We start from the raw sequence: 26,396 nt of genomic DNA on the forward strand, positions 1-26,396 counted from the left end.
ACGGCGTGCTTCGCATTATGATTTGTTGTTACTTGGTTGATCAAATGGTAACGGCTTGGGTCATCGCCGCAGCCCGTAACTTTCAGGCCATGAGTCCTGAAAAAGGCATCGAACCAATGCATTAGGCGGATTTTGCGGGCCTTTTGCGGGCCTTTCGGTCAGACCGAATTGCATAAGCATCAGAAAATAATTGAAAAAAGAGCCCGAATGTGATGCCTCTTCTGGTCCCGCTCGATTTCCTGGCGGAACGGTTCGATTTCTCGCCGCCGCGCGAACAGGGCTTCAACACGGTGGACGCCTGCGAAGGAATCATCGACGGCAAGGTCCGGGGTTTCGTCGGACTCGGAGGGAATTTCGTGCGCGCCATTCCCGAGCGAGAGAAGATGGAGGCCGCGTGGCAAAAGATGCGGCTGACCGTGCAGATCGCCACCAAGCTCAACCGCAGCCACCTCATCAACGGCGAAGTGGCCTATCTCCTGCCCTGCCTCGGCCGGTCCGAAGAAGACATGCAGGCAAGCGGCCCGCAGACCGTGACGATGGAGGATTCGCTTTCGTGCATCCACGGCTCGGTGGGCAAGCGCAAGCCGGCCAGCGAGCACCTGCTTTCCGAACTCGCCATCGTCGCCGGCATGGCCAAGGCCACGGTGCCGCCGAACCCGAAGGTGAAATGGGACGAATGGGTAGGCGACTATGCGAAGGTCCGCGACCTGATCGAGGAAACCTATCCGGACAAGTTCGAGAAGTTCAACGAACGCATGTTCACGCCGGGCGGCTTCTACAAGGGCAACAAGGCGCGCGAGCGGATCTGGAAGACCGAAAGCGGCAAGGCCGAATTCACCGTGCCGGAAAAGCTCAACTCGGTGGGCGTGGACGACAAGCCGGGGCGCTACCGCCTTATCACGATGCGGTCGAACGACCAGTTCAACACCACGATCTACGGCTACTCCGACCGCCTGCGCGGCGTGGAGGGCACGCGCGACGTGCTGCTGATGAGCCCGGAGGAGATCCGCAATGCCGGGCTGTCCGAAGGTCAGGTCGTCTCGCTGGTCACCGATGCCGATGACGGCGTGCACCGCCAGGTCGACGGGCTTGTCGTCACCCCCTTCAGCCTGCCGCGGGGATGCGTCGGCGCCTATTACCCGGAGACCAATCCGCTGGTCCCGCTGTGGTATCACGACAAGCTGTCCAAGACCCCGGGCTCAAAGGCGGTGCCGGTCAGGATCGCGACCTGAGATCAGTCTCGCTGCGTAGCGCGCTATTCGGCGAAGAAGTGCGGATAGCGCGCCGCGAACCGCGCAAGCCAGTCCCGCTTGCCGTGATCGCGCGCCTTGCGGATGTACAGCCACCCGCCGCCACTCGCGACAATGGCGCCGGCAGCATCGATGATGAGGTCCCACATCGTGTCGGTCAGCCCTGATGGATCGCCCAGCATCGGTTTCTGCATCTGCGTCCCGAACGCATGGTCGATGGTGAACTCCACGATTTCCCACAGTCCGCCGATGCCGAAAGCGAAAAAGAAGGCGAACAGCGCGAGGAAGGCCGGTCGCATGTAGAGGTTCACCACTTCGGATTCGTTCAGCAGGTAGAGCACGAGGAAGCCCAGCAGCCCCAGCAGGAGCCCGGAGCAGCCGTGAAGGGCAAGGTCCCACCACCAGATCCTGCGGTAAAAATCCCGCACTTCGCCGAGAAACAGCGTCGCGAACACGAACAGCGTCAGGAAGATCAGGATCTCGACGGGAATGAGCGCGCTACCCTGCTTGTGCGGGATCAGCAGGGAAAGCGCGATGATCGCCATCAGCCCCGCCACGAGAAAGACCTGCATCCAGCGCGCATTGGCAACCAGGAAGGTCATTTCTGCCGCCATCGTCACTTCCACGGCGACCACGATCAGGCGGTAGAGGCTGGTCAGCGACTTGATGTGCAAGGCCGAAACCCCTTCCGTCTTACTCGATCCGCCACCCGGCAAGGGAGCGGCCGGGAAAACATAGCATCCACCGCAGCTTAGAAAACCGCCAATCGCGTCCGGTCCAATGCGCACGGCGTTGGAGCCCTGTTCCTTCTCTGATACCCTCCGGCCCGCAGCAGACCCGGAGACTGCCGGTGCGAGTGGCCGTATTCAGCGCAAGGGACTACGACAGGGACTTCCTCGAGAAGGCCAACGAGGCCACAGGCGGCCGGCACCTCATTCAGTTCTTCGAGATCCGGCTGGGCCGCGAATCCGCAAGGCTCGCAGCCGGGTGCGATGCCGTCTGCGCATTCGTGAACGACCAGCTCGGGCGCGAGGTCCTGGAACTGCTTGCCGGCCAGGGCATCCGTCTGGTCGCCCTGCGCAGCGCCGGCTTCAACAACGTCGATCTGGAAGCGGCCCGCGACCTCGGCATCGCCGTCGCGCGGGTGCCGGCCTATTCGCCCGACGCGGTGGCAGAGCATACCGTTGCGATGATGCTGGCGCTCGACCGCAACATTCACAAGGCCTACGTGCGGGTGCGCGAAGGCAACTTCGCGCTGGAGGGGCTGCTGGGCTTCAACTTGCGCGGCCGCACCGTCGGGATCGTCGGTACCGGCGCCATCGGACTGTGCGTCGCGCGGATCATGCGCGGCTTCGGCTGCGAGGTCATCGCTGCGGACCCTGCCCCGAACGACGACTTGGACGCCATGGGCGGCCGCTATGTCGCCATGCCGGAACTGCTCGCTGCCTCGGACATCGTTTCCCTGCACTGCCCCCTGACGCCGCAGACCCACCACCTGATCGATCATGACGCCGTCGCCCGGATGAAGCATGGCGCCATGCTCATCAACACCAGCCGCGGCGGGGTCGTCGACACCAGGGCCCTGATCGCCGGGCTCAAGAGCGGCCGGATCGGCAACCTCGGCCTCGACGTCTACGAGGAAGAAGCCGACCTCTTCTTCGAGAACCTGTCCGACCGGATGATCCAGGACGACGTCTTCGCCCGGCTGCTCACCTTCCCCAACGTGCTGGTGACCGGCCATCAGGCCTTCTTCACGCACGAGGCGATGACCGCGATCGCCGAAACGACGATGCGCAACGTCTCGGCCTTCGAAGAAACCGGTTCGCCGGTGCACCCGGTCTCGGTGGAAAGGCTGGCCTGAATCCCCGCTCGCATTGCGAGTGTTATGCACGGGCGCAAGGAACTGTCGGCTTGCAGACAAAATCGAATACGCCAATACCTGGATTGCCATGTGAACGGGTCCGAAGAATGCGAGGCGATAGATGCGGATCAAATCCTGGGCGAAGCTGGCCGCCATCGCGGCCGCCCTTGTGAGCACGGTCGCAAGCACCGCGGCAGCGGCTGGCGAGGACTGGACTCTCGTCATCCACGGCGGCGCCGGTGTGATCCAGCGCGACAAGATCACGCCAGAGCGCGAAGCCGCGATCCGCGCCGCGCTGCAAGATGCGCTCGCTGCAGGCAGCGAAGTGCTCGACAAGGGCGGCAAGGCCATGGACGCCATCGAGGCGACCATTCGCGTGCTGGAGGACGATCCCAATTTCAACGCCGGGCGCGGCGCCGTCTTCACGTCGGCGGGTACCAACGAACTCGATGCCTCGATCATGGACGGCGCCACCCGGGACGCCGGGGCCGTGGCCGGCGTCACCAGGACGCGTCACCCGATAAGCCTTGCCCGCGCGGTCATGGAACGGAGCCCCCACGTGATGCTGAGCGGCGAAGGCGCTGACGATTTTTCCCGCGACCATGGCCTCGAACAGGCCGATCCCTCGTGGTTCCGCACCGAGGAACGCTGGCAGCAGTTGCAGACGTTCAAGACCAGGCACCAGGCGCTGGGAGATTTCGAGCGCGAGGCAAAGTACGGCACCGTGGGCGCGGTCGCGCGCGATACGCACGGCAACCTCGCCGCCGGGACATCGACCGGGGGACTGACCGGCAAACTCTATGGCCGCGTCGGTGACAGCCCGATCATCGGGGCCGGAACCTATGCGGACAACCGAGCCTGCGCCGTCTCCGCAACCGGCGCCGGCGAGTACTACATCCGCGAAGGCGTAGCGCGCGAGATCTGCGCGCGCATGCAGCTTCTCGGGGAAGGGCCGAAAGAGGCGGCGGATACGGTTCAGAAGGAGACTTTGGCTCTGGGCGGCGACGGGGGCGTGATCGTGGTGGCCAGGGACGGCACCCCGGCCTGGTCGTTCAACACGCCCGGCATGTATCGGGGCATGGCCCGCAAGGGGTCGGAACCGCGCATTGCCCTCTATGGAGATGAATGATCGCGGGGAGATCGGCATGGTCCTGACCTGCGCAGGCGCCACGGAAGCAATTCTCTGATGCTGGTTCTGGCCGGAATCGTCGTGATCGCGGCAGGCTTCATGCTGCGGTTCAACCCGCTCCTGGTGGTGATCGCATCGGCGCTCGTCACCGGTCTTGCCGCCGGGCTCGACCCCGTCACCGTGATCGCCGCATTCGGCAAGGCTTTCAACGACAGCCGCTACATCACGATCATCTACATCGTGCTCCCCGTGATCGGTATTCTCGAACGGCACGGCCTGCAGACGCGCGCGCGCGACCTGATCGGACGGGTGCGCGGCGCGACGATGGGGCGGTTGCTGCTCGTCTATCTCGGCTTCCGCCAGATTTCCGCCGCACTGGGCCTGACATCCATCGCCGGCCCCGCCCAGACGGTCCGGCCGCTTATCGCTCCGATGGCCGAAGCGGCTGCGGACACGCAATCCGAAGGGGAAGGCGATCCCGACCAGGCCAAGGCGCTGGCCGCCGCCACGGACAATGTCGGCCTGTTCTTCGGCGAGGACATCTTCATCGCGATCGGCTCGATCCTGCTGATGAAAGGCGTGCTGGAGAGCGACGGCATCGATCTCGCTCCGCTGGACCTTTCGGTCTGGGCAATCCCGACGGCCATCGCTGCCTTTGTCATCCACGGGACCCGGCTGCTGTTCGCCGATCGTCGCCTCAAGCGACGGCCACGCAAGCCATGATCGGCCTCGGTTTTCTCTATCTGGTGGCCGGGGTGACCTTTGCCTCGTTCTCGTTGCTGAGCGTCACGCAAGTCCCCCGCCGGCCGGGCAATGCCCTGTTCTACGCCCTGATCGCGGTGAGCTTTCTGCTGGGGGACCGGCTCGGCGATTTCGGCAACGGCGTGCTCGTGCTGGCTATCGTTGCCGTCGCCACACTGGGGCGGATGGGCTTTCGCGACCGGACGCAGCAACCCGTCGAACCGCGCGGACCGATGCTGTTCGTGCCCGCGCTGGTCATTCCGGTCACCGCGCTCGCCGGAACTTTCGCGTTCGCGGAGGTGCCGGGTTTCGTCGATCCCAAGCAGGTCACGCTCGTCTCGCTGACCCTGGGCGTCATCCTGTCGCTGCTGATCTGCTTCGCTTGGCTCAGGCCTGCACCGGCAGAACCCTTCCGCCAGGGCACGCGGCTGATGGACCACATCGGCTGGGCCGCGATCCTGCCGCAGATGCTGGCGAGCCTCGGCGCCGTCTTCGCGCTCGCCGGCATGGGCGACATCGTCGGCACGCTGATCGGCCACATCATCCCCTCGGGCAGCATTCTGGGTGCCGTCGTGGTCTATTGCTTGGGCATGGCGCTGTTCACCGTCATCATGGGCAATGCCTTCGCCGCCTTTCCGGTCATGCTCACGGCAATCGGCCTGCCCCTGCTGATCCACACCTATGGCGGCGCCCCGGCCCGCGTCGCCGCCATCGGCATGCTCGCCGGTTTCTGCGGCACGCTGGTCACGCCGATGGCCGCCAACTTCAATCTGGTACCGGCCGCACTGCTGGAACTGCGCGACCGCTACGGCGTGATCCGCGCACAGGTACCGACGGCCATCCCGCTTCTGCTCTTCAATATCGCGCTGCTCTATCTGGTGATGTGATGACTCGACTGGACGCCGAAACCGCGGCCCGCTTCGCCCGGCTGACCCTCAGCCATCTGGACCAGGAATACCCGCACAAGCTCGATCACGTGCTGACCGGGGATGAAGATGCCCTGCCCCCGCGCGCGCTCCACCCCATCTTCCACGGCAGCTTCGACTGGCACAGCTGCGTCCATGGCTGGTGGCAGGTGCTGACGCTGTCGCGCCTCTATCCCGATCTGCCCGAAGCTGCCGACGTGCGCGCCCGCGCCGATGCCATGCTGACACCCGATCTCGTGGCGCAGGAATGCGCCTATCTCGACCGTCCGAGCTCGGCCGGGTTCGAGCGCCCCTATGGCTGGGCCTGGCTACTCGCGCTGCACGGCGAAGCGATGCGCCACAATGCGCCGTGGGGCCCTGCCCTCACCCCGCTGGCCGAAGCCTTCGCCGAGCGCTTCCGCACTTTCCTGCCCAAGCAGACCTATCCCATCCGCACCGGCACCCATTTCAACAGCGCCTTCGCCCTCACCCTCGCGCATGACTGGGCGCAGGCATACGACCCGGCACTGGCCGACCAGATCGCACACACAGCGCAAGGCTGGTTCGCCGAAGATCGCGGGTGTCAGGCCTGGGAACCGGGCGGCGACGAATTCCTGTCGTCCGCGCTGTGCGAAGCGCTGCTGATGAGCCGCCTCCTCGACCGCGAGAGCTTCACCCGCTGGTTCGATGCCTTCCTGCCCGAAGCGGCAGCCGGCGCTCCGGCCACGCTCTTCACGCCCGTCACGGTGTCTGACCGCAGCGACGGCAAGATCGCCCACCTCGATGGCCTCAATCTCAGCCGCGCCTGGTGCTGGCGCGAAATCGTCGCGGCCCTTGGAGACGGCCATCGGGCGGCCGCGCCGGCCCGCGAAACCGCACGTCACCATGTCGCCGCAAGCCTACCCCATATCGACGACGACTACATGGGCACCCACTGGCTCGCGAGTTTCGCGCTGCTGGCTCTCCTCGCGACGGAATAGCGCGAGTGCCGGGCCTAGCCGCAATTCCGCGATTTTTGATCTGCCCAAATGAAACCCTCGGCCTAATACATAAAACGACAATTTATGACTGTCGTGCCGGCAGCTATTGGCGGATGAAACGTGCAATGAAGTCTCGTGTCCTACTGCTGTCGATGGCACTCGGCGTTTCCGGCTGCGCTGTGGGGCCCGATTACCATCCCAAGCCTGCCGCCGAACTGGGCGTTCCGGAGACGTGGTCGGTCCCGGCTTCGCAGACCCGCGAGGACCTGACGCGCTGGTGGTCAAACTTCGACGATCCGATCCTTTCCGAGCTGATCGACCGGGCAGCGGCCGGAAACCTCGATCTCGCGCAGACCGTCGCCCGGCTGCGGCAGGCGCGCGAAGCGCTCGTGATCAGCCGCTCCTCGCTCCTGCCCAGCCTCAGCGGATCGGGCGGGGTGAACCGCACCGAGACTCTGCGCGGCGGCGGCACGACAGTCACTCTTCCCGACGGCACGGTCACGACCACCGGCAACGGCGGCGGCTCGACCAGCTTCTCGCTGGGGCTCGACGCCAGCTATCAGGCGGACCTGTTCGGCGGCGTGCGGCGATCGGTGGAGGCCGGCAAGGCGCAGTACGAAGCCTCCGGTTACGACTATGCGACGACGCTGCTCTCCGTCGAAAGCGAAGTGGCACGCAACTACGTGCTGGCGCGCGCCTATCAGGCCCAACTGGCCAACGCGCGTGCATCGCTCAAGCTCCAGGACGACAACCTGCAGATTGCCGGGTGGCGCGTGCAGGCAGGGCTCGTCTCGTCGGTCGATGCCGAGCAGGCCCGCACGAGCCGCGCCCAGGCTGCCGCCGCGATCCCGCAGATCGAGCAACAGTACAATGCCGCCGTCTCGCGCATCGGCGTGCTGACAGGCCAGCCGCCCGGCGCGCTCAAGCCCCTGCTGGAGGATGTGCAACCGATTCCGACCGGCCCGGAAACGGTGGGCACCGGCATCCCGGCCAATGTCCTGCGCCAGCGGCCGGACGTGCGCGCGGCCGAACGCAACCTTGCGGCGGCCACGGCGCAGATCGGCGTCGCCAGAGCCCAGCTGTTTCCGGCCCTGTCGATCAGCGGCAACATCGATACGAATGCCGCCGCGTTCGGAAGTCTCTTCGAGACGATCACCGGCGGCCTCTTCGCTGGGCTCAGCCAGGCGATCTTCAACGGCGGCAGGCTCAACGCGCAGGTCCGCTCCAGCCGCGCTGCCGCAGACGCGGCCTTCGCGGCTTACAAGCAGTCGGTCCTGACCGCCCTGGAAGACATCGAGAATGCCGTGGTCGCGCTGGACACCGCCCAGCGGCGCGAACGCGAATACGCGATCGCCTATGACGCCGCGAACAATTCGGCGATCCTCGCCCGCAGCCAGTACCGCTCGGGCCTGACCGATTTCACCACGCTCAACACGCAGGAAGCCGCGCTCGTCTCGGCGCGCAACGGTCTGGTTCAGGCCCGCGCGGACAGGGCGACGGCGCTTGTCGCGCTCTATGTCGCCCTCGGCGGCGGGTGGGACAGCGAGGCGCCGCCGACAGATCTTCCGGCGATGACCCCGAATACCGTCGAAGACATCACTGCGGGACAAGGCGAACGATGACTGACGAGACTCTCGACGACTTTCTGGGCGTGAAGCCGAAACCGGCCTGGCGCCGCTATGCCAGGTGGGGCGCGATCGTCGCCACCGTTCTGGTGCTCGTGCTGCTCCTGGCCAAGTGCTTCGGCGGGTCGGGGGAGGCAGGGTACATCACCGCCAAGTCCGAACGCGGCCGGCTGGTCACGACCGTGTCCGCCACCGGCCAGCTTGCCCCGACGAACCAGGTTACCGTCGGCTCCCAGCTCTCCGGCCAGATCGTCAGGGTGCTGGTCGACGTCAACGACCGCGTCGCCGCCGGGCAGCCGCTGGCCGAGATCGACCCCGAGCAGTACGACGACGCGATCCGCCAGAACGAAGCCCAGCTCAAGGCGAACCGGGCCCAGGTCGAACAGGCGCGCGCGACGCTGGCCGAGGCGCAAGCGCAACTGGCCCGGCTGGAGGAAGTCGCGAAACTGTCGGGCGGAAAGGTGCCCTCGAAGACCGAGATGCAGACAGGCCGTGCCGACGTTCAGCGTGCCCGCGCCGCGCTCGATGTCGCCCAGGCCAATGTCGTTGCCAGCCAGGCCACGCTCGCCCAGAGCAAGACGCAGCGCGCCCGCGCGATCATCCGCTCGCCCGTTTCCGGCGTGGTCCTGGCGCGGGAAATCGACCCCGGCCAGACCGTCGCCGCCTCGCTCAATACGCCCACGCTTTTCGTGATTGCCGAGGACCTCTCGCAGATGAAGCTGGAAGTCTCGATCGACGAAGCCGACGTCGGTGCCGTGAAGGAAGGTCAGAAGGCGACCTTCACGGTCGATGCCTTTCCGGGCGCGACGTTCCCGGCGACGATCACGCGCGTGGATATCGGATCCAACCAGTCGGTCTCCTCGGCAAGCTCGTCCTCGAGTTCGACGAGCAGCAGTTCCTCGTCCTCTTCGAACGTCGTGTCCTATGCGGCCGATCTTTCGGTCTCGAACGCGGAGGGGCAACTGCGCCCGGGCATGACCGCGACAGCGGATATCGTGACGTCCGACAAGCGCAATGTCCTGCTCGTGCCCAATGCGGCGCTGCGCTTTACCCCGCAATCGGCCAGCGCGTCAGCCGGCAACGGGCAATCGGGCGGGATCACCGGCGCGCTGTCCTTCCGGCCGCCGCGCCGCCAGTCGTCCGAGCGCAGCGCGACGCTTGCGGCAGGCACGACCCAGACGGTCTGGATCGTCGGCGAGGACGGCAAGCCCAAGGCCCTCCAGATCGTGACGGGCGAAACGAACGGAAGTGAGACCGAAGTCCTGTCGGGCGATCTCAAGGCCGGCATGCAGGTCATCACCGGCGAAAAATCGGCATCCGCTGGCGACAATGGCTGAGACCCCGCTCATCTCCCTGCGCGGCGTCGTGAAGACCTATGGCAGCGGGCCGACCGCGTTCCAGGCGCTGAAGGGCGTCGACCTCGACATCATGGCCGGCGATTTCGTTGCCGTGATGGGCCCATCGGGATCGGGCAAGTCGACGACGATGAACATCCTCGGCTGCCTCGACGTGCCGACTTCGGGCAGCTTCCTGTTCCACGGCCATCATGTCGAACAGCTCGACCGCGACCAGCGCGCCCTGCTGCGGCGCAAGCACTTCGGCTTCGTGTTCCAGGGCTTCAACCTGCTGGCCCGCACCAGCGCGCTGGAGAACGTGGAACTACCGCTGCTCTATCGCGGCGATCCCCGGGCGCAGCGGCGCGAAATGGCGATGGCGGCGCTCGAGAAGGTCGGCCTCAAGGACTGGTGGGACCATACGCCCGGCGAACTGTCGGGCGGGCAGCAACAGCGCGTGGCCATTGCCCGCGCGCTCGTGACCGAACCCACCGTGCTGCTGGCCGACGAGCCCACCGGCAATCTCGACACCGAGCGCTCGATAGAGATCATGGAACTGCTCACCGACCTCAACCAGGCCTCCGGCATAACCGTGCTGATGGTGACTCACGAGGCGGAAATGGCGGCTTTCGCCCACACCATCGTACATTTCCGCGACGGGCTGGTGGACAAGATCGAGGCCGGCCAAAACGGGAAGGCGCCCGCCTGATGCTGGGCACGATCTTCATGCTCGCGCTGCGATCGATCCGGCGGCACCTGCTGCGATCGTTCCTGACCATCCTGGGCATCGTCATCGGTGTCAGCGCCGTCGTTACCATGGTCACGCTCGGCAAGGCGACCACGGCCGCCGTGCAGGAGCAGATCTCGGCGCTGGGCACCAACATCCTGCAGGTCCGACCGGGGCAGGGCTTCGGCCGGGGCGGCGGCGGACCGGCGCCGCAGAACTTCAAGCCCGAGGACGTCACCGCGATCCAGCAGCAGATCGGCGGCGTGGTGGCCGTCGCCCCGCAGGCGCAGACCAGCGCCACCGCGATCTACGAGGGCGCCAACTGGTCCACGACCGTCAACGGCACGACGAATGCCTACTTTAAGGTGCAACCGTGGCCCCTGGAATCGGGCCGCACCTTCACGCCGGCCGAGGAAAAGGCCGGCAAGGCCGTCTGCATCATCGGCTCGACGGTCAAGAAGAACCTGTTTCGCGGCACCGCGGCGCTGGACAAGCGCTTTCGCATCGGCGGCATCAGCTGCGACGTGATCGGCACCCTCACGACACGCGGACAGGCCGGCTTCGGGGGCGACCAGGACGACGTGGTCATCATGCCGATCAAGACGGTGCAGCGCCGTTTCACGGGCTCCACCGACATCCGCATGATCCTGGTCGGCGTCGACCAGAACTATTCGACCGGGCAGGTCCAGACCGCGCTCACCAGCCTTCTGCGCGAGCGGCGCCGTATCACCGCGGACAAGCAGGACGATTTCAACATATTCGATACCAAGCAGATCTCCGATACGCTGACCGGCACCACCACGCTGCTGACCCGCATCGTCGCCGCGGTGGCCGCGATCAGCCTCGTCGTCGGAGGCATCGGCATCATGAACATCATGCTCGTCTCGGTCACCGAGCGCACGCGCGAGATCGGTATTCGCCTTGCCATCGGCGCCGTGGCGAACGAGGTCCTGATGCAGTTCCTCGTCGAAGCAGTCGTGCTCTCCTGCCTGGGCGGCGTAATCGGTCTGCTGCTGGCGCAACTCGTGATCGCGGCGGCAACACCGCTGATGCAGGTGCCATGGACCTTCGATCCCGAGATCAATCTCATCGCCTTCCTGATCTCGGCGGCGATCGGCGTCGTCTTCGGCTATTTCCCCGCGCGCAGGGCAGCAAATCTCAATCCGATCGATGCCCTGAGACACGAGTGACGGCCCCGTCCGGCAGCGCCCGCACGGGCACAGTACCGGCAACCGGTTTCACGCCGATCATGCCCCGGCTGCCTTCAGGTAATCGACGACGCCCTGCAGGGTCGAAAGGTCGCGATAGTCGGCTTCGGGTATTTCGGCACCGGTTGCCTCGTGCAGGCCGGTAACGAAGTTCAGGAAGTCCATTGAGTCAAGATCCAGGACCTCGCGCAATTCGTCTTCGTCGCCCAAGGCCGCGAAGTCGGCTTCGGGCGCGATGCCGGCGAGGATGTCGAGCGCGGTCTTGCGAATTTCGTCCTTGGTCACAGCTTCTCTGGCTCCAGCAGCAGTTGTTCGATGGTCGAGAGCAGACGGCCGCCTGCATGGCCGTCGCTGGCACGGTGATCGGCCGCGAGCGACAGCTGGGTCAACCGGCGCGGGACTACTTGCCCATCCACCACCCAGGGCCGCTCGACGATCCTGCCGAAGCCGAGAATCGCGACCTGAGGCGGATAGATCACACCCATTACGCTGTCGGCGCCCTGCTCGCCCAGGCTGGTGACGGTCATGGTCGGGTCCATGATCTCCGAACCGCGTAACCGGCCCGACCGGGCCCGGGCGACCAGATCGCGCAGCACGTCCATCAGTTCGGGCAGCGACAGTCCGTCCGCATCGTGGATCGCGGGAGAGACGAGGCCGCCACCCCGCAGCGCAATGGCCCAGCCGACATGGATGCCCTTGCCCGGCTGGAACTGCCCGTCCTGCCAGAAGCCGTTGAACTGCCCGTGCTCCCGCAGGGCGAGCGCCGTCGCCTTGAGCGTAAGCACGGCGGCCAGCATCCGTTCGGTGGGCGGCCGGCCCTCGTTATACGCGGCAAGCCAGGCAAGCGCGGGCTCCATGTCGATCGTGCTGGCCAGGTAATAGTGCGGTATTTCGCGCTTCGAGCGCGCCATTGCCGCCGCGATCGCCTTGCGCATCTCTGCAGGGTCGAAGCCGGTTCGGCGAGCGGAGGGCGCGGGCGCGGCCTTCGTCCCCCGGCTCCTCGCGAGTTCGACGTCGGCCAGCGATACCGAGCCGTCCACGCCGGTGCCGATCAATCCTTCCGGATCGATCCCGATTTCGGCAGCGAGCCGGCGCGCGGCGGGCGAAACCTTCACGCGGCCTGTCCGCGCAAACGCGGCAGGAGCGGGTCTCGGGGCCGGAGGCGCGGGCGATGCAGGGGCTGGCGAGGCCTCCACGGGAGCAGGAGCGGCCGTGGCGGGCGCTGCGGCAGGCGTCTTGTCGCCCGCAGTCCGCACATGCGCCAGGACCCCGCCGACCGGAACCGTCTCGCCCTCTTTCGCGACAAGCTCGGAGACCGTGCCATCCTCGAAGATCTCGACCTCGATTGCGCCTTTCTGCGTTTCCACGACGGCCACGGTGTCGCCCTGGTGCACGGTGTCGCCGGGCTTCACCATCCACTCGACCAGCTTGCCGCTCTCCATGTCGGCTCCCAGCGACGGCATGGTGAAGTCGCTCATTGCGGCCTCGCCAGTCCGCTTGCGGCAGCAACGATGTCGGCCGTCCGTGGCAGCGCCGCTTCCTCCATGTGCGCCGCGTACGGCACCGGCACCTCGCGCGAACAGACCCGGCGGATCGGCGCATCGAGTTCGAAGAACAGGTCTTCGGCTATCCGCGCGGCGATTTCGGCGGAAAGCGATCCGCTGCGCCAGCCTTCGTCCACGATCACGCAGCGCCGGGTGCGCGCGACGGACGCGTAGATGGTGGCGGTGTCGACCGGGCGGAGCACGCGCAAGTCGATCACTTCGGCCTCTATGCCCAACCCAACCAGTTCATCCGCTGCCGCCAGCGCCTTGGGCAGGCTGCCGCCGTAGGTGACGATCGTCACGTCCTTGCCGGGACGCCGCACCCTGGCGGAATCGATGTCGACCGAGACCACTTCGGGATCGAGATCGCCCTCGTCGTTGTACAGCACGACATGTTCGAAGATCAGCACCGGGTTGGGATCGTCCAGCGCCGCGGCCAGCATGTACCGGGCATCCTCCACGGTACCGGGCGCCAGGATCCTGATGCCCGGGATATGCGCATACCAGCCTTCGAAGCTGTGCGAGTGCTGCGCGGCCAACTGGCGGCCGCCACCGGTCGCGAGGCGGACCACCAGAGGCACCGCGAACTGGCCGCCCGACATGTGGGGGATGGTCGCGGCATTGTTGATGATCTGGTCGAGCGCGAGCAGGCTGAAATTGCAGGTCATGATCTCCGCGATCGGACGCAGCCCGGCAATCGCCGCCCCGATGGCGGACCCGGCGATGACGCCTTCGGCAAGCGGCATGTCGCGAATGCGCTCGGGGCCGAATTCTTCCAGCAGCCCCTTGGTCACGGCGTAGCAGCCTCCGTAAAGGCCGACGTCCTCACCCATCACCAGACAGCGGGGATCACGATTGAGTGCATCGCGGATCGCCTGCTTGCAGGCTTCACGATAGGTCAAGCGCGTCGGAGTATCGTCGCTCATGACGGCACCTCGTCCATCAGCGTGAACTTTTCTAGCTCTTCGACCGGCTCCCAGGTGCCGGCCTCGGCAAAGGCGACGGCAGCCGCGATCTCGGCCTCGATCTCGGCCTCGATAGCCGAAAGTTCATCAGGTTCGAGCATGTGCCCCTCGCTCAGCCAGGCGCGCATGCGCTCCAGCGGATCGCGCTCGCGCCACTGGGCCACTTCCTCCTTGGTACGATACTGCTGGGCATCGAACATCGAATGCGCGCGGAAGCGGTAGGTGCGGCATTCGAGGAACCGGGGCCCTTCGCCCGCCCGGATCGCTTCGACAGCCTTGCGCGCGGCGACCTCGACGGCGACGGGGTTCATCCCGTCGACCTGCTCGCCGGGAATCTTGTAGCCCTGTGCCTTGTGGAACACCTCGGTATCGGCCTCTTCCAGGTCGAGCGGCACGCCCATGGCGTAGAGGTTGTTCTCGCAGACGAAGAGTACGGGCAGCTTCCACAACGAGGCCAGGTTGAGGCTTTCGTGAAATGCGCCTTCGCTGGCCGCGCCTTCGCCGAAGAAACAGGCGGTGACGGCGCCGGGATTGAGCTGCTTGTCGGCCATGGCCGTACCCACCGCAAGCGGCAGGCCGCCGCCGACGATGGCATTGCCACCCAGGAACCGGGCACTGCGGTCGAACAGGTGCATCGATCCGCCCCTGCCCCGGCTGCATCCCTCGACCTTGCCGAACATCTCGGCCATGACCGGCCCCATGGCGATCCCGCGGGCCAGGGCATGCCCGTGGTCGCGATAGGTGGAAACCACCGCGTCCTGTGGCTCCAGCGCCTGCATGATGCCGACCGCGACGGCTTCCTCGCCATCGTAGAGGTGCAGGAAGCCGCGGATTTTCTGCGCCTGATAAAGCTCGGCGCATTTCGTTTCGAAACGGCGGATGCGCAGCATCTCGCGCAACAGGCGCTGCCCGTGCTCGCGGTCGATCCTCAGCTTGCCGCTCATTTTTCGTCGCTTTCCAGCGTGGAGATGTCGCCCTCCGGCAAACCCAGTTCGCGCGCCTTGAGCAAACGGCGCATGATCTTGCCCGACCGGGTCTTCGGCAGGTTCTCGCGAAAGTCGATTTCCTTGGGCGCCACCGCGGCGCCCAGTCGCTTGCGGGCGTGGCCCAGCAGCTCGCGCCGCATCGCCTCGTCTGCGGTATGGCCCGGCCGCAGCGTGACGAAGGCCTTGACCATCTCGCCCAGCGTCGGGTCCGGCTTGCCGATGACAGCGGCCTCCGCCACGGCCGGATGCTCGATCAGCGCGCTTTCCACCTCGAACGGCCCGATCAGGTGGCCGGCCGACTTGATGACGTCGTCCGCGCGCCCGACGAACCAGAAATAGCCGTCCGCATCGCGCTGGGCGAGGTCGCCGGTAAGATACCATTCGCCCGCGAAGCTCTTGCGATAGCGTTCCTCCTCGTGGAGGTAGCCGCGCATCATCGAGGGCCAGCCCTTGCGCAAGGCGAGTTCGCCTTCGGCCATCGGCTCGTCGATCACCTCGACGCCTCCATCCTCGCCGCGTTCGACGATTGCCGCCTCTATGCCGGGCAGCGGGCGCCCCATGGACCCCGGCTTGATATCGAGCGCCGCGAAATTGGCGATCATGATGCCGCCCGTCTCGGTCTGCCACCAGTTGTCGTGAAAAGGCAGGCCGAAGGCCTCCACGCCCCAGACGACCGCCTCGGGATTGAGCGGTTCCCCCACGCTCGCCATGAAGCGCAAGGCCGACAGGTCCCGGTCTTTCACCACGTCGGTGCCCTGCCGCATCATCATGCGGATCGCGGTGGGGGCGGTGTACCAGACGCTCACCTTTTCGCGTTCGAGGATCTCGTACCAGCTCTCGGCATCGAATTCGGCTTCGGCGACGATGCTGGTCACGCCGTTGGTGAGCGGCGCCAGGATGCCATAGCTGGTCCCGGTCACCCAGCCGGGATCGGCCGTGCACCAGAACACGTCGTCCCGATGCAGGTCCAGCGCGTAGCGGCCCGTGACATGATGGGCGACGACGGCCTGGTGGACATGGATCGCGCCCTTGGGACGGCCGGTCGTACCGCTGGTGAAATGCAGCAGCGCCATGTCCTCGGGATCGGTCGGCGCGATGGTGAAATCGGGCGGCGCATTGCCGACCACGGCATTCCAGCGGTGCAGCCCCGGCCCTTCCGCCTCGCCCTCGCCGACGAGGATCACGTGCTTGAGACCGTCGACCTGGTCGCGGATGCCGGCCACCTTGCGCCGGTATAGGCCCGGCGTGGTCACCAGCACACGGCCATCGCCGATTGCCAGCCGCACCGCGATCGGTTCCGGCCCGAATGCCGAAAACAGCGGAGAGGCGACGCAGCCGGCCTTGAGGGTTCCGAGCATGGCGACGTAGAGTTCCGGCTCTCTTCCCATGAGCACGAACACGCGCTCGCCGGGCGCCACTCCAAGCTTTCGCAGGGCATTGGCGAAGCGGCTCGTTTCCGCGCTCAAGTCGCGGTAGGTGATATCCCGCCGCTCGCCTTTCTTGCCCAGCCAGCGAATGGCCACCTTGTCGGCCAGCAGCCCGTCCGCGTGCCGGTCGACGGCTTCGTGGGCGATATTGAGGCCCTTGCCCTCGGGCAATCCGTCGAGCAGTTCCCTTGCCCGCTCCCAGGAGAAGGTCTCACGCTCCTCGGCATAGTCGAACAGGTTGGGGCTGGGATGCAGGGCGTCCCGGTCCTTCCGGATCGTCGCGTAGGTTTCCCGGCCAGACACGTCGGTGCTTTGTTCGCCCATCCTCGTCCCTCCCGAAACAGTGGATGGCGTATGATGCGATTTTCAGGGCTCTATTTCACCCTCGAACATTTACGATGTTCCCGCGCGCGTTCCAGACATGCGATACCGCTTGGTCAAGGAGGCGGGGGCCTTCGCGCCCGAGGCGCCCTAGACGTCGTCGGCGCTGATCATTTCCGCGCGGTCGATCTCGTTCGTCATCACCGCCACCGTCGTCGCGACGGCAGCATCGCCGCTGACGTTGGTGGTGGTGCGCATCATGTCCATGATCCGGTCGACACCGGCGACGAAGGCGATCGTTTCCAGCGGCACGCCCACCGCGCCGAAGACCAGCGCCATCATGATCAGACCCGCGCCCGGAATGCCCGCCGCCCCGACCGCGCCGAGCGTCGAGAGGATCGAGATCAGGAAGTAGTCGCCCCACGACAGGTCCACGCCGAAGACCTGCGCGCCGAACAGCGTCGCAAGGCCGAGGTACATGGCCGTGCCGTTCATGTTGATCGTCGCGCCCAGCGAGATCACGAAGCTGGCCACCGAGTTGCTCACGCCCAGGTTGCGCTCGGCGCAGCGCAGCGTCACCGGCAGCGTCGCGTTGGACGAGGCGGTGGAATAGCTCACCGCCATGGCATCGATGATGCCGCGGAAGAAGTCATGCACCGGCAGCTTGGCCAGGAAGTGGATCATCGCCGAATAGATGCCGAAGATGATCAGCAGGCAGCCGAGATAATTGAGGCCGACCAGCTTGGCGAGGGCGATCAGCGCGTCCTGCCCCAGCGTGCCCGAAACCCAGGCCATGAGCGCGAAGACACCGAACGGGGTCAGCTCCATCACGATCATCGTGACTTTCTGCATGACCACCGAGCCGCTGTCGAAGATCTTCGCCATCGGCTCGCCGTCCCTGCCCGCCATGAGAATGCCGATGCCGATCAGCATGGCAAAGACGATCAGCGGCAGAACCTGCGCGTCGGCCATGACCTTGACCGGGCTTTCCGGGACCATCGAGAGGATCATGTCGACGGCTGTGGTGTTGTTGGGCGCGGGCGTGGCTCCGCGCTCGATCGCGCTGGCATCGATGCCCAGCCCCGGCTTGAAGAATGTGCCGAGCGCCAGCCCCAGCCACACCGCGATCTGCCCGGTGACGACGAAGAGCAGCAGGGCCCGCCCGCCGACCGCGCCAAGCTTGCGCAAGTCGCCGATGGCGGCGACGCCAGAGACCAGCGAGAAGAAGATGAGCGGGACCACGAGCATCTTCACCGCCTTGATGAAGAAGTCGCCGATCCACTTGATCGATTCCGCGTCCGGTCCCCACAGCAGGCCGGTGATCGTGCCCAGCACCAGCGCGGCGATCACGCGCTGCCAGAGCGGAATGGCAAACCAGAATCGAAGCATGGACTATCCCCAGAATCGGCAGCGAACCCGAACGTCTTGCGGCTGCCCGGAGATGACAGGCCACCCGCTCACCCCCATAAGAAAATCTCAGGCCCGCAAGAAAATTTCAGGCGAGACTAACACCCGAACTCATCGGGTCAACGTCACGTGGCGGCGCTATCCGCCAGCGCCGCTTCCACCACGCGGCGGTAGATGCGCGCCAGCGCGTCGAGATCGTCCATCGCCACGGCCTCGTCGCGCTTGTGCATCGTCGCGTTGCACAGGCCGAACTCGATCACCGGGCACAGGTCCTTGAGGAAGCGCGCATCGGAGGTGCCGCCGCTCGTCGACAGTTCGGGGTCCACGCCGGTCTCTGCACGTATGGCCTCGGCGAGCAGCGTGGAGAAGCGGCCCGGCGCAGTCAGGAAGCTCTCTCCCGAAATCACCGGCCTTGCCTTGCCGCCATGCTTCTCCGCAATCGCGGTCACGCGCGCGCCCAGTTCGGCGCCGGTGTGCAGGTCGTTGAAGCGGATGGAGATGCGCGCGGAAGCCTTGGCCGGGATCACGTTGTGCGCCGGATTGCCCACGGTGATGTCGGTGATCTCGAGGTTGCTGGGCTGGAACCAGTCGGTCCCCTCGTCGAGCGACAGCGCATCGAGTTCGCCAAGCATGGCCACCAGCTTCGTCACCGGGTTGTCGGCCAGGTGCGGATAGGCGACATGGCCCTGCACTCCGTCGACATCGAGGAAGATGTTGACCGATCCGCGCCGGCCGATCTTCATCATGTCGCCCAGCCGGTGGACCGAGGTCGGTTCGCCGACGAGGCACAGGTCCGGAACCTCGCCGCGCTCGCGCATGAGGTCGATCAGCGCGCGGGTGCCGTAAACCGCTGGGCCTTCCTCGTCGCCGGTGATGACGAAGCTGACCGAGCCGGCCTCTGCCGGAATCTCGCGCACGGCCGCGACCATCGCCGCAATCGAACCCTTCATGTCGACCGCGCCGCGTCCGTGAAGCAGGTCGCCACGCCGTTCGGGCAGGAAAGGCGCGGTCGTCCATCCCTCGCCCGGTGGCACCACGTCGAGGTGACCGGCAAAGGCGAAGTGCCGCGAACCTTCCGGGCCGCGCCGGACGGCAAACAGGTTCTCCACCGGGCCATCGGGCGCCTCGCCCGCCACGAACCGGGTAACCTCGAAGCCGAGCGGAGCCAGCTGCTGCTCCAGACAATCGAACACCATGCCGGTGGCCGGCGTCACGCTGGGGCAGGCAATCAGGGCTTCGGCAAGTTCGGTTACGCTTGCGGCGGAGGAGGCAGTCTGGGACATAGCCCGCGCTATTCGCACAAGCCCGCCGCGATAGCCATAGGGAGGAGAAAGCCGCCATGCCCAAGCTCGACATCGAAGCGATCCAGCCATCCAACCGTACCGGTTACCCCGCGCCCTTCGACGAGGCCGTTTCCGGCCGCTGGTGGCGCCGGCTCGCACCCGCAGGCGGACTGACCGAAATGGGCGCCAGCCATGTCGTGCTGAAGCCCGGGGCCTGGTCGAGCCAGCGCCACTGGCACGACGACGAGGACGAACTGCTGATCATGCTCACCGGAGAAGCCGTGCTGGTCGAAGACAACGGACGCACCGTGCTGAAGCCGGGCGACGTGTGCGCCTGGGCCAAGGGCGTGGCGAACGGCCACCACCTGATCAATGAAAGCGATGCGGACTGCAGCTTCATCGCAATCAGCGCGGGCGACAAGGAAGGCACCGGTGCCTATCCGGACATCGACATGAAATTCAACGGCGACGGGTACTTCCACAAGGACGGGACGCCCTATCCCGCCGAGCGGATGCGCTAGCCGGTTCTCGCCTGCAAACACCCGGCAAGCGCAACGCCATGCAGGCACGCAGGGTGTGCGGCATGCCTGCCCATGAACTGAAAGCCGCCGCACCGTGCCGGTATCCGTGTGCACTCCCCAAGATCAGGAACCTCGGGCGTGCCAACTTCAGGCCGGTTGTCCTCTATCGGTGTCTCCCAAGACCCCGGACCCTAATACTTGTCATAGGCTCTATAGTATTTCGCCGCAGGAACGACGCTAATTTATCGAACTACAGATCATTGCATAAATCCATGCATAACAAGCATTACAGCCGAGCGCGTCATGACTGACGTTAGGGAACATTATTGTCGACGATACCATTCAATTACGCAATCTCCCCTATGCGTCCGAAAGTGTAAAACTGCACATAGGAGCTATGTGTCGATGAACATTTTTTAACAGGGCCGGGAGCGATGACGCCTGGCCGGCCAGTTCCGTCGATTGAACCGCGCCATAGGCAGGAGAACGCAAGTCATGCTTGAGTGGTTTGAAAAGAAAGCGCCCATCCGGCAGAAATTCCGAGTCCTGCTGTTCATCCACACGGGGCTCGGTATGGTCGGCTTGGCAACGACCGTTCTGGCGACATTGGGTGCGCTGCCGGATCCCGTGCTGATCGGTACCTCGGTATTGGCGACCATCGCCATCGTCGCCACGGTCCTGATCGCCACAGACCGTATTTGCCGCCCCTATGTCAACACGGTGGTTCGCATGGAAGCGCTGGCCGCAGGCGACACGGCGAGCCATATCCAGTACACCGAGTACGAGGACTGCGTCGGCCGCATGACGACGGCGATGGCCACGTTCCGCGACAATGCCGTGCGCGTGCAGGAAGCCGGCAAGGCCCAGCAAGTGGTCGTGACCGAGCTGGGTCAATCGCTCAAGGCGCTCGCCGGCAACCGCCTCGATTGTCGGATCGACGAGCCGTTCCCCGCTGAATACGAAGCGCTGCGCAACGACTTCAATCGTGCGGTAGCCTCGCTCACCGACACGCTTTCCTCGGTTCGCCAGACGGCCAATGCCGTGCTTACCGGCTCCACCGAGATCCATGCTGCATCCGACGACCTTTCGCGGCGCAACGAGCAACAGGCGGCCAGCCTCGAAGAGACGTCCGCAGCGATGAACCAGGTCACCCAGGGCGTCAACGAATCCGCCAGTTCGGCCGTGGGCGCGCAGCAGACGATCGCGGAGGCAAACCGCGAAGCGACCGAAGGCGGCGTGGTCGTCGAACAGACGGTCAAGGCGATGGCATCCATCGAACAGTCGTCCGAAGAGATCAAACAGATCATCGACGTGATCGACGGCATCGCCTTCCAGACCAACCTGCTTGCGCTCAATGCCGGCGTCGAAGCCGCCCGCGCCGGCGATGCCGGCAAGGGTTTCGCGGTCGTCGCCACCGAAGTGCGCGCCCTCGCGCAGCGTTCTGCCGATGCCGCAAAGGACATCGGCGCGCTGATTACCGCCTCATCGGAACATGTCGGCTCGGGCGTGAAACTGGTCGGCCAGACCGGCGAACTGCTCGCCAAGATCGTTTCGCGCGTGGGTGAGATCAACACGCAGATCTCCGGCATCGCCACCAATGCCCAGAGCCAGGCGGCCAGCCTCAGCCAGGTCAATGCCGCGATGGGCGATCTCGACCGCGTGACCCAGCAGAACGCGGCCATGGTGGAAGAAGCCAGCGCAGCGACGCGCTCGCTTGCCGACGAAGCGCAAGTGCTCGCAAACGTGGTGGGCCGCTTCACCTTCGATGCGAACACGGCGCCCGCAGCCAAGGCCGCACCGGCGAAGATCGCAAGCGTTCGGCCTTCTGCCGCGCCCTCGCCCTCGCCGGCACCGCGGCCGGCCGCCGCCACCGTCGACGGCAATCTCGCTCTCAAACCGGAAGTCATCGACGAGGACTGGTCCGAATTCTGAACTGGGGGGCTCGGGTTTTTCAAAACCGGTACAACCGATGGCGAGGGGCTGAATCCACAGGGTTCGGCCCCTTTCCCGTGGTTCGCCCGACACGGCGGCATGGCCGTTTTCCTACCCGCCGGGCGCCTGTCACACTGCGCGGGGCATCCCCGTGCCCCGCTCTTTGAACCGTAAAGTCGTGCAGCCTGAAAACGCGTCGCAAGGCGTGAAATTACACGCGCCGCAACGATCTGGAAAATAACGATTTTCCAAACTCACAAGCGCTGGGGTGGACAAACTTTGAAGTTAGCCCGCGCTCACCCGAGCGCCTCGTCGAGCATCTTCGCCAGCCGCAACCCGGCTCGTTCGATGCGTTCATCGACGACGGGAATGGCCTGTTCGATCGCTTCGTTGCTCCACACCACATGGTCGGCCTCGTCCCCGGCGCAGGGCAGTGTGCCGAAGGCGGCCGGGTAAAGGAAATCGCGCGAGACCTGCCAGCTTTCCCTCGCCCAGTCCTCGACACTGCCGGTCGCGAAGCGCGCCTTTTCCGCGGCACTGTAGCGGCGCACCAGCGGCGGATTGGCGGAGGAAATGGCCCGCTCGGCCTCAGGCCCGTCCCAGATCCAGTGCAGGTTCAACCCCGGCGCGATGCCGTAGTCGGCCTTGATCCGGTTTCCGCCGAGGTCGTCGTTCTCGCCCACATGCAGCGGCTGATGCAGATCGCCGACGAAGTGGGTGAGAAACATCAACGCTTCCAGCCGCTGTTCGGCGGGCAGACGGCGATCGGCCAGCAGGCGCGCGTTGCGCTCGACCTGTGCGCTGACGCAGTTGCCGTAGGCGCATTTGGCCTTGATGTCGAAAGGCCTGCACACCGAGATGTTCTGGTAGTGCCAGGGGAAGGTATAGGCCCAGCGCGCGCCATCCTGGCGCACGCAATCGGGCCACACGGAAGCATCTTCCAGCGTCTTCACCGGGCAGTCGGGGGTCACCAGCTGCGGCTCGGCATGAAGAATGCGGCGGATCTCGGCGCGGGTGTGCGGCGTGACGTTCTTCATGGCGATCGCCGCCACGGTACGGTGGCCATAGGCACCCCAGGCAAGCGCCGGCGAGGCCACGAAGGAAACCAGCGCCGCGACCAGCAGCCATACTGCGCGCATCTTCAGGTCACCGGCATTTCGTACTGTTCGATCACCCAGTCCTCGGCTTCGGCGGCTGCGACCCACTGCTGCATCCACTCATGCTCCCAGACCGCCTCCATGTAGGCCTGCGCAAATCCGGGAACGCCGATGCCATAAGTGAGGAAGCGGCTGACCACGGGCGCATAGATGACGTCGGCGGCACTGAAGGTGCCGAACAGGAACGGCCCGCCCTTGCCGAAACGCGCGCGCGCCTCGGCCCATAGCGTGAGGATGCGCACGATGTCGGCACGCACGTCCTCGTCGATCTGCGCGCCCTTGACCTTGGCCCGGATATTCATCGGGCAGGAGCGGCGAAGCGGCAGGTAGCTGGAATGCATTTCCGCCACCATCGAGCGTGCCATGGCCCGCGCATCCTCCGCCTTCGGCCAGAAACGATCACGCCCGACCTTGTCGGCAAGGTACTCGATGATTGCCAGACTGTCCCACACCACGGCCTCGCCATCCCACAGGATGGGAACCTTGCCATGGCTCGGCGCAAGGTCATCGGAGCTCTGCTTGCGATGCTCCCAGTCCTCACCGAACAGCGGCACGGTCAGTTCGTCGAAATGCAGGCCGGACTGCTTGCAGGCGAGCCAGGCGCGCAGTGACCAGCTTGAATAGTTCTTGTTGCCGATGATGAGCTTCACGGGCGGGGGTCCCTCTGGCTTTGCTGCGGACCTAGGGTGTCGGACGCCGCCTGTCGAGGTCGAAGCGCAATTTCCATCATGGACTTGCGAGCCATGTTGGATCATAAAAGCGCCATGCGCAGACTCGTTGCTCTTACGGCCTGCCCACTGCTGTTGGGCGCAGCATCGCCCGGCGCGCCGGTGGTGGTGGCGGTGTCCGGTATCACCGGGGCCAAGGGCATAGTCCATGTCGATGTGTGTCCGCCCAGGCAGTTCACCCGGGAGGACTGCCCCTGGTCGGCAGAAGCGCCCGCCAAGGCCGGTACAACGACCGTGACCGTCCCCGGCGTGCCGCCCGGTCGCTATGCCGCGCAGGCCTATTGGGATGCCAACGGCAACGGCAAGGCGGACCGCAACTTCATCGGCATGCCACTCGAACTGGTCGGCTTTTCCAACGACGTGCGGGTAAAGCTGTCCCGCCCGAAATTCGCGGCAGCCGCCTTCGACCACGGCAGCGAGGCAACGCGCATTTCCTTCGCCGTGCACAAGATTCCCTAGCCCGCGCCCAAGCGTCAGGCGTGATCGATCACGAGGCCGTCGATCTCGTTGGCAACGTCCTCGAAGCGGTCGATCACGCGCTCCAGCCGCTTGAACATCTCCTGGCGGACGATGAAATCGAGAGGGGCCTGGGCGCTGCTTTCCTTGAATATGCGTTTCAGGCCCGCGGCATGGATCTCGTCGGCATGCCCCTCCATGCGGACCAGGCGCTCGGTCAGTTCGTGGAGACGGTGACCGTTGGAACCAATGTTCCGCAGCAGCGGCATGGCCTCCGCGGTAAGGCGCGCGGCATCGACGATGATCGCCGCCATGTCGCGCATCTCGGGTTCGAAGTCGGTTACGTCGTAGATGTCTGCCGCATTGGCGGTCTGCTGCATCGCGTCGATGGCATCGTCCATCGTGGAAATCAGGTCGGTGATCGCTGCCCGGTCGAACGGGTGGGCCGTGCTGCGCCTTACAGCCTGCAGGACCTCCCGGGTGATGTCGTCGCCATCATGCTCGCGCTCCTCGATCTCGCGAATGTGCTCCGCGCGGCTGGCACCGATGCCGCCCTGCGCAAGCCGCGCAAGTGCATCGGCGCCGGCGATCAGGATCACCGCCTGCTGCTCGAACAGTTCGAAGAAATCGGTCCGGTTCAGGCGCCTGCGGATCCAGGCGAACATCGTGTTCACTCCCGTCTTGTCCGCGACGGCACCCATCAGCCGAGAGGTGCTGGCAGCCGCGCGAAATTCACTTGCACCGAACGACCTGATAAGGGCCTGCAAGTCCTCCTCGTCGACGGCTTCGGCAGCCTCGGCGAGCGAGAACCAGCGGCGCTCGCGCTCGTGCTGCTCGTCCCACGTGTCGAGTTCCTCGGTAACGGCAAAGGGAAAGACATCGACATCGGCCCAGACCGATGCGCCGGAGCGGCGACGCTTGCGATAACGATAGGATCCGATGGGCGTCGGGCAAACTGCACCGAGGACCCCCGCTTCTTCTTCTGCTTCCACAGCCGCCGCCGCATGCGGCGCCAGCCCCTTCATCAGCCCACCCTTGGGAATGACCCAGCGGCGCGTCTCGCGCGAGGTGATCAGCAGGATCTGAATGGGAGCGTCGACGGCTGAGCCAAGGGTTCTATAGGGAAGCACGGCAATCTGGCGCATCGGCGAGATCTCCTCCTTCCCTGACGCAAACTGGAGCGTGCCCTTACTCGAGACGCCCTTGTCACACAATCGTCACAATGGCGAAAAAGCCGGGTTACCCTCAGAAAACCCCCGGCCCGCGGTCAAAGTTCCGCGTCGCCGAGCACGGCAGCGCGCAGTTCTTCTATGCCCATGCCCTTTTCAGAACTTGTGACATGCACCTCCGGAAATGCCGCCGGGTGCTTGCGTGCTTCGGCAATGGTAGCAGCGCGAACTTTCTCCAGTTCGCTGGCCTTGATCTTGTCCGCCTTGGTAAGGACGATGCGATATCCCACGGCCGCCTCGTCGAGCATCTGCATCATTTCGGCGTCGACCGGCTTCACGCCGTGGCGACTATCGACCAACAGCAGCGTGCGTTTGAGCACTACCCGCCCGCGCAGGAAGTCTCGCACCAGGCGCCGCCACTTCTCGACCACCGCGGGAGGGGCCTTGGCAAAGCCGTAGCCGGGCATGTCGACCAAGCGGAACTGCAGCGGATCGCCCACGTCGAAGAAGTTGAGCTCCTGCGTACGCCCCGGCGTGACCGAGGTTCGGGCAATCGCCTTGCGCCCCGTCAGAGCATTGAGCAGCGAGGACTTCCCGACGTTCGAGCGGCCGCAGAACGCGACTTCCGATACCTCGGGATCGGGCAGGAACTTGAGCGCGGGCGCGCTCTTCAGGAACGTGACCGGCCCCGAGAAAAGCTTGCGCGCGCGCTCCGTCAGATCCTCTGGATTGTCTTCCAC

At 65.5% G+C, this 26,396-nt stretch carries 24 protein-coding genes and 1 pseudogene; 13 read left to right on the plus strand and 12 right to left on the minus strand.

Annotated elements, in window-relative coordinates:
- Positions 1-215: 215 nt before the first annotated feature.
- Positions 216-1,232, plus strand: a pseudogene (locus LK12_RS03915) (molybdopterin dinucleotide binding domain-containing protein); the annotation flags it as partial.
- Between the two features lie 23 nt (positions 1,233-1,255).
- Here LK12_RS03915 and LK12_RS03920 read toward each other — a convergent pair.
- Positions 1,256-1,924 (minus strand): hypothetical protein, encoded by a 669-nt coding sequence (locus LK12_RS03920; RefSeq protein WP_052223134.1) that lies wholly within the window; start codon positions 1,922-1,924, stop codon positions 1,256-1,258.
- Positions 1,925-2,100: 176 nt separating this feature from the next.
- Between LK12_RS03920 and LK12_RS03925 the strand changes: the two genes are divergently transcribed.
- The 9 genes from LK12_RS03925 to LK12_RS03965 all read left to right on the plus strand — a co-directional run bounded on the left by LK12_RS03925 (position 2,101) and on the right by LK12_RS03965 (position 11,742).
- Positions 2,101-3,111 carry a 2-hydroxyacid dehydrogenase gene (locus LK12_RS03925; RefSeq protein ID WP_039279476.1) on the plus strand — a complete coding sequence of 337 codons (1,011 nt, stop codon included), beginning with the start codon at positions 2,101-2,103 and terminating at the stop codon, positions 3,109-3,111.
- Between the two features lie 121 nt (positions 3,112-3,232).
- Positions 3,233-4,240: an isoaspartyl peptidase/L-asparaginase family protein gene (locus tag LK12_RS03930; RefSeq protein ID WP_082010331.1), complete on the plus strand. Its 1,008-nt coding sequence runs from the start codon at positions 3,233-3,235 to the stop codon at positions 4,238-4,240.
- A 57-nt stretch (positions 4,241-4,297) separates the two neighbouring features.
- Entirely contained in the window at positions 4,298-4,963 is a 666-nt protein-coding gene (locus LK12_RS03935) for a DUF969 domain-containing protein (RefSeq protein ID WP_039279479.1), read from the plus strand.
- A complete protein-coding gene (locus LK12_RS03940; RefSeq protein WP_039279481.1) occupies positions 4,960-5,868 on the plus strand; it encodes a DUF979 domain-containing protein in 909 nt (302 codons plus the stop codon). The genes LK12_RS03935 and LK12_RS03940 overlap by 4 nt, the downstream gene beginning before the upstream one ends.
- Positions 5,868-6,866: a DUF2891 domain-containing protein gene (locus LK12_RS03945; protein ID WP_039279483.1), complete on the plus strand. Its 999-nt coding sequence runs from the start codon at positions 5,868-5,870 to the stop codon at positions 6,864-6,866. The genes LK12_RS03940 and LK12_RS03945 overlap by 1 nt, the downstream gene beginning before the upstream one ends.
- A gap of 125 nt (positions 6,867-6,991) precedes the next feature.
- A complete protein-coding gene (locus LK12_RS03950) occupies positions 6,992-8,488 on the plus strand; it encodes an efflux transporter outer membrane subunit (RefSeq protein ID WP_052223135.1) in 1,497 nt (498 codons plus the stop codon).
- Positions 8,485-9,828, plus strand: a complete 1,344-nt coding sequence (locus tag LK12_RS03955; protein WP_039279485.1) for an efflux RND transporter periplasmic adaptor subunit — start codon at positions 8,485-8,487, stop codon at positions 9,826-9,828. Before LK12_RS03950 ends, LK12_RS03955 begins: the two co-directional genes overlap by 4 nt.
- Entirely contained in the window at positions 9,821-10,534 is a 714-nt protein-coding gene (locus LK12_RS03960; protein WP_039279488.1) for an ABC transporter ATP-binding protein, read from the plus strand. Before LK12_RS03955 ends, LK12_RS03960 begins: the two co-directional genes overlap by 8 nt.
- A complete protein-coding gene (locus tag LK12_RS03965; RefSeq protein ID WP_039279490.1) occupies positions 10,534-11,742 on the plus strand; it encodes an ABC transporter permease in 1,209 nt (402 codons plus the stop codon). The genes LK12_RS03960 and LK12_RS03965 overlap by 1 nt, the downstream gene beginning before the upstream one ends.
- Positions 11,743-11,799: 57 nt before the next feature.
- Here the strand turns inward: LK12_RS03965 and LK12_RS03970 are convergent, their stop codons facing one another.
- The 7 genes from LK12_RS03970 to dapE all read right to left on the minus strand — a co-directional run bounded on the left by LK12_RS03970 (position 11,800) and on the right by dapE (position 19,693).
- Positions 11,800-12,045: an acyl carrier protein gene (locus tag LK12_RS03970; protein ID WP_039279492.1), complete on the minus strand. Its 246-nt coding sequence runs from the start codon at positions 12,043-12,045 to the stop codon at positions 11,800-11,802.
- A complete protein-coding gene (locus tag LK12_RS03975) occupies positions 12,042-13,238 on the minus strand; it encodes a dihydrolipoamide acetyltransferase family protein (protein ID WP_039279493.1) in 1,197 nt (398 codons plus the stop codon). Before LK12_RS03975 ends, LK12_RS03970 begins: the two co-directional genes overlap by 4 nt.
- On the minus strand, positions 13,235-14,230 hold the full coding sequence (locus tag LK12_RS03980; protein WP_039279494.1) for an alpha-ketoacid dehydrogenase subunit beta: 996 nt from the start codon (positions 14,228-14,230) through the stop codon (positions 13,235-13,237). The genes LK12_RS03975 and LK12_RS03980 overlap by 4 nt, the downstream gene beginning before the upstream one ends.
- On the minus strand, positions 14,227-15,213 hold the full coding sequence (gene pdhA, locus LK12_RS03985) for a pyruvate dehydrogenase (acetyl-transferring) E1 component subunit alpha (protein ID WP_039279496.1): 987 nt from the start codon (positions 15,211-15,213) through the stop codon (positions 14,227-14,229). The genes LK12_RS03980 and pdhA overlap by 4 nt, the downstream gene beginning before the upstream one ends.
- A complete protein-coding gene (acsA, locus tag LK12_RS03990; protein ID WP_082010332.1) occupies positions 15,210-17,006 on the minus strand; it encodes an acetate--CoA ligase in 1,797 nt (598 codons plus the stop codon). The genes pdhA and acsA overlap by 4 nt, the downstream gene beginning before the upstream one ends.
- Before the next feature lie 147 nt (positions 17,007-17,153).
- On the minus strand, positions 17,154-18,392 hold the full coding sequence (locus tag LK12_RS03995) for a dicarboxylate/amino acid:cation symporter (protein WP_039279498.1): 1,239 nt from the start codon (positions 18,390-18,392) through the stop codon (positions 17,154-17,156).
- A 143-nt stretch (positions 18,393-18,535) separates the two neighbouring features.
- Complete coding sequence (dapE, locus tag LK12_RS04000) at positions 18,536-19,693, minus strand: succinyl-diaminopimelate desuccinylase (protein ID WP_039279499.1); 1,158 nt, start codon at positions 19,691-19,693, stop codon at positions 18,536-18,538.
- Between the two features lie 56 nt (positions 19,694-19,749).
- Here dapE and LK12_RS04005 point away from each other — a divergent pair, with 56 nt between their 5' ends.
- Together LK12_RS04005 and LK12_RS04010 are read left to right on the plus strand one after the other, a co-directional pair.
- Positions 19,750-20,214, plus strand: a complete 465-nt coding sequence (locus tag LK12_RS04005; protein WP_039279501.1) for a cupin domain-containing protein — start codon at positions 19,750-19,752, stop codon at positions 20,212-20,214.
- 495 nt (positions 20,215-20,709) lie between these two features.
- Positions 20,710-22,146 carry a methyl-accepting chemotaxis protein gene (locus tag LK12_RS04010; protein ID WP_039279502.1) on the plus strand — a complete coding sequence of 479 codons (1,437 nt, stop codon included), beginning with the start codon at positions 20,710-20,712 and terminating at the stop codon, positions 22,144-22,146.
- Positions 22,147-22,442: 296 nt separating this feature from the next.
- Here LK12_RS04010 and LK12_RS04015 read toward each other — a convergent pair whose 3' ends face one another.
- Both LK12_RS04015 and LK12_RS04020 read right to left on the minus strand, forming a co-directional pair.
- On the minus strand, positions 22,443-23,285 hold the full coding sequence (locus LK12_RS04015; RefSeq protein ID WP_039279505.1) for a S1/P1 nuclease: 843 nt from the start codon (positions 23,283-23,285) through the stop codon (positions 22,443-22,445).
- A 2-nt stretch (positions 23,286-23,287) separates the two neighbouring features.
- Entirely contained in the window at positions 23,288-23,953 is a 666-nt protein-coding gene (locus LK12_RS04020; protein WP_039279507.1) for a glutathione S-transferase family protein, read from the minus strand.
- Positions 23,954-24,067: 114 nt separating this feature from the next.
- On the opposite strand from LK12_RS04020, the gene LK12_RS04025 reads away from it, so the two are divergent.
- Complete coding sequence (locus tag LK12_RS04025; protein ID WP_156135373.1) at positions 24,068-24,490, plus strand: DUF2141 domain-containing protein; 423 nt, start codon at positions 24,068-24,070, stop codon at positions 24,488-24,490.
- 14 nt (positions 24,491-24,504) lie between these two features.
- On the opposite strand, the gene LK12_RS04030 is transcribed toward LK12_RS04025, so the two are convergent.
- Entirely contained in the window at positions 24,505-25,632 is a 1,128-nt protein-coding gene (locus LK12_RS04030; RefSeq protein WP_082010333.1) for a DUF47 family protein, read from the minus strand.
- A gap of 122 nt (positions 25,633-25,754) precedes the next feature.
- Entirely contained in the window at positions 25,755-26,396 is a 642-nt protein-coding gene (gene yihA / locus LK12_RS04035; RefSeq protein WP_039279511.1) for a ribosome biogenesis GTP-binding protein YihA/YsxC, read from the minus strand.

It is taken from the genome of Novosphingobium malaysiense (assembly GCF_000802225.1).
GTDB lineage: Bacteria > Pseudomonadota > Alphaproteobacteria > Sphingomonadales > Sphingomonadaceae > Novosphingobium > Novosphingobium malaysiense.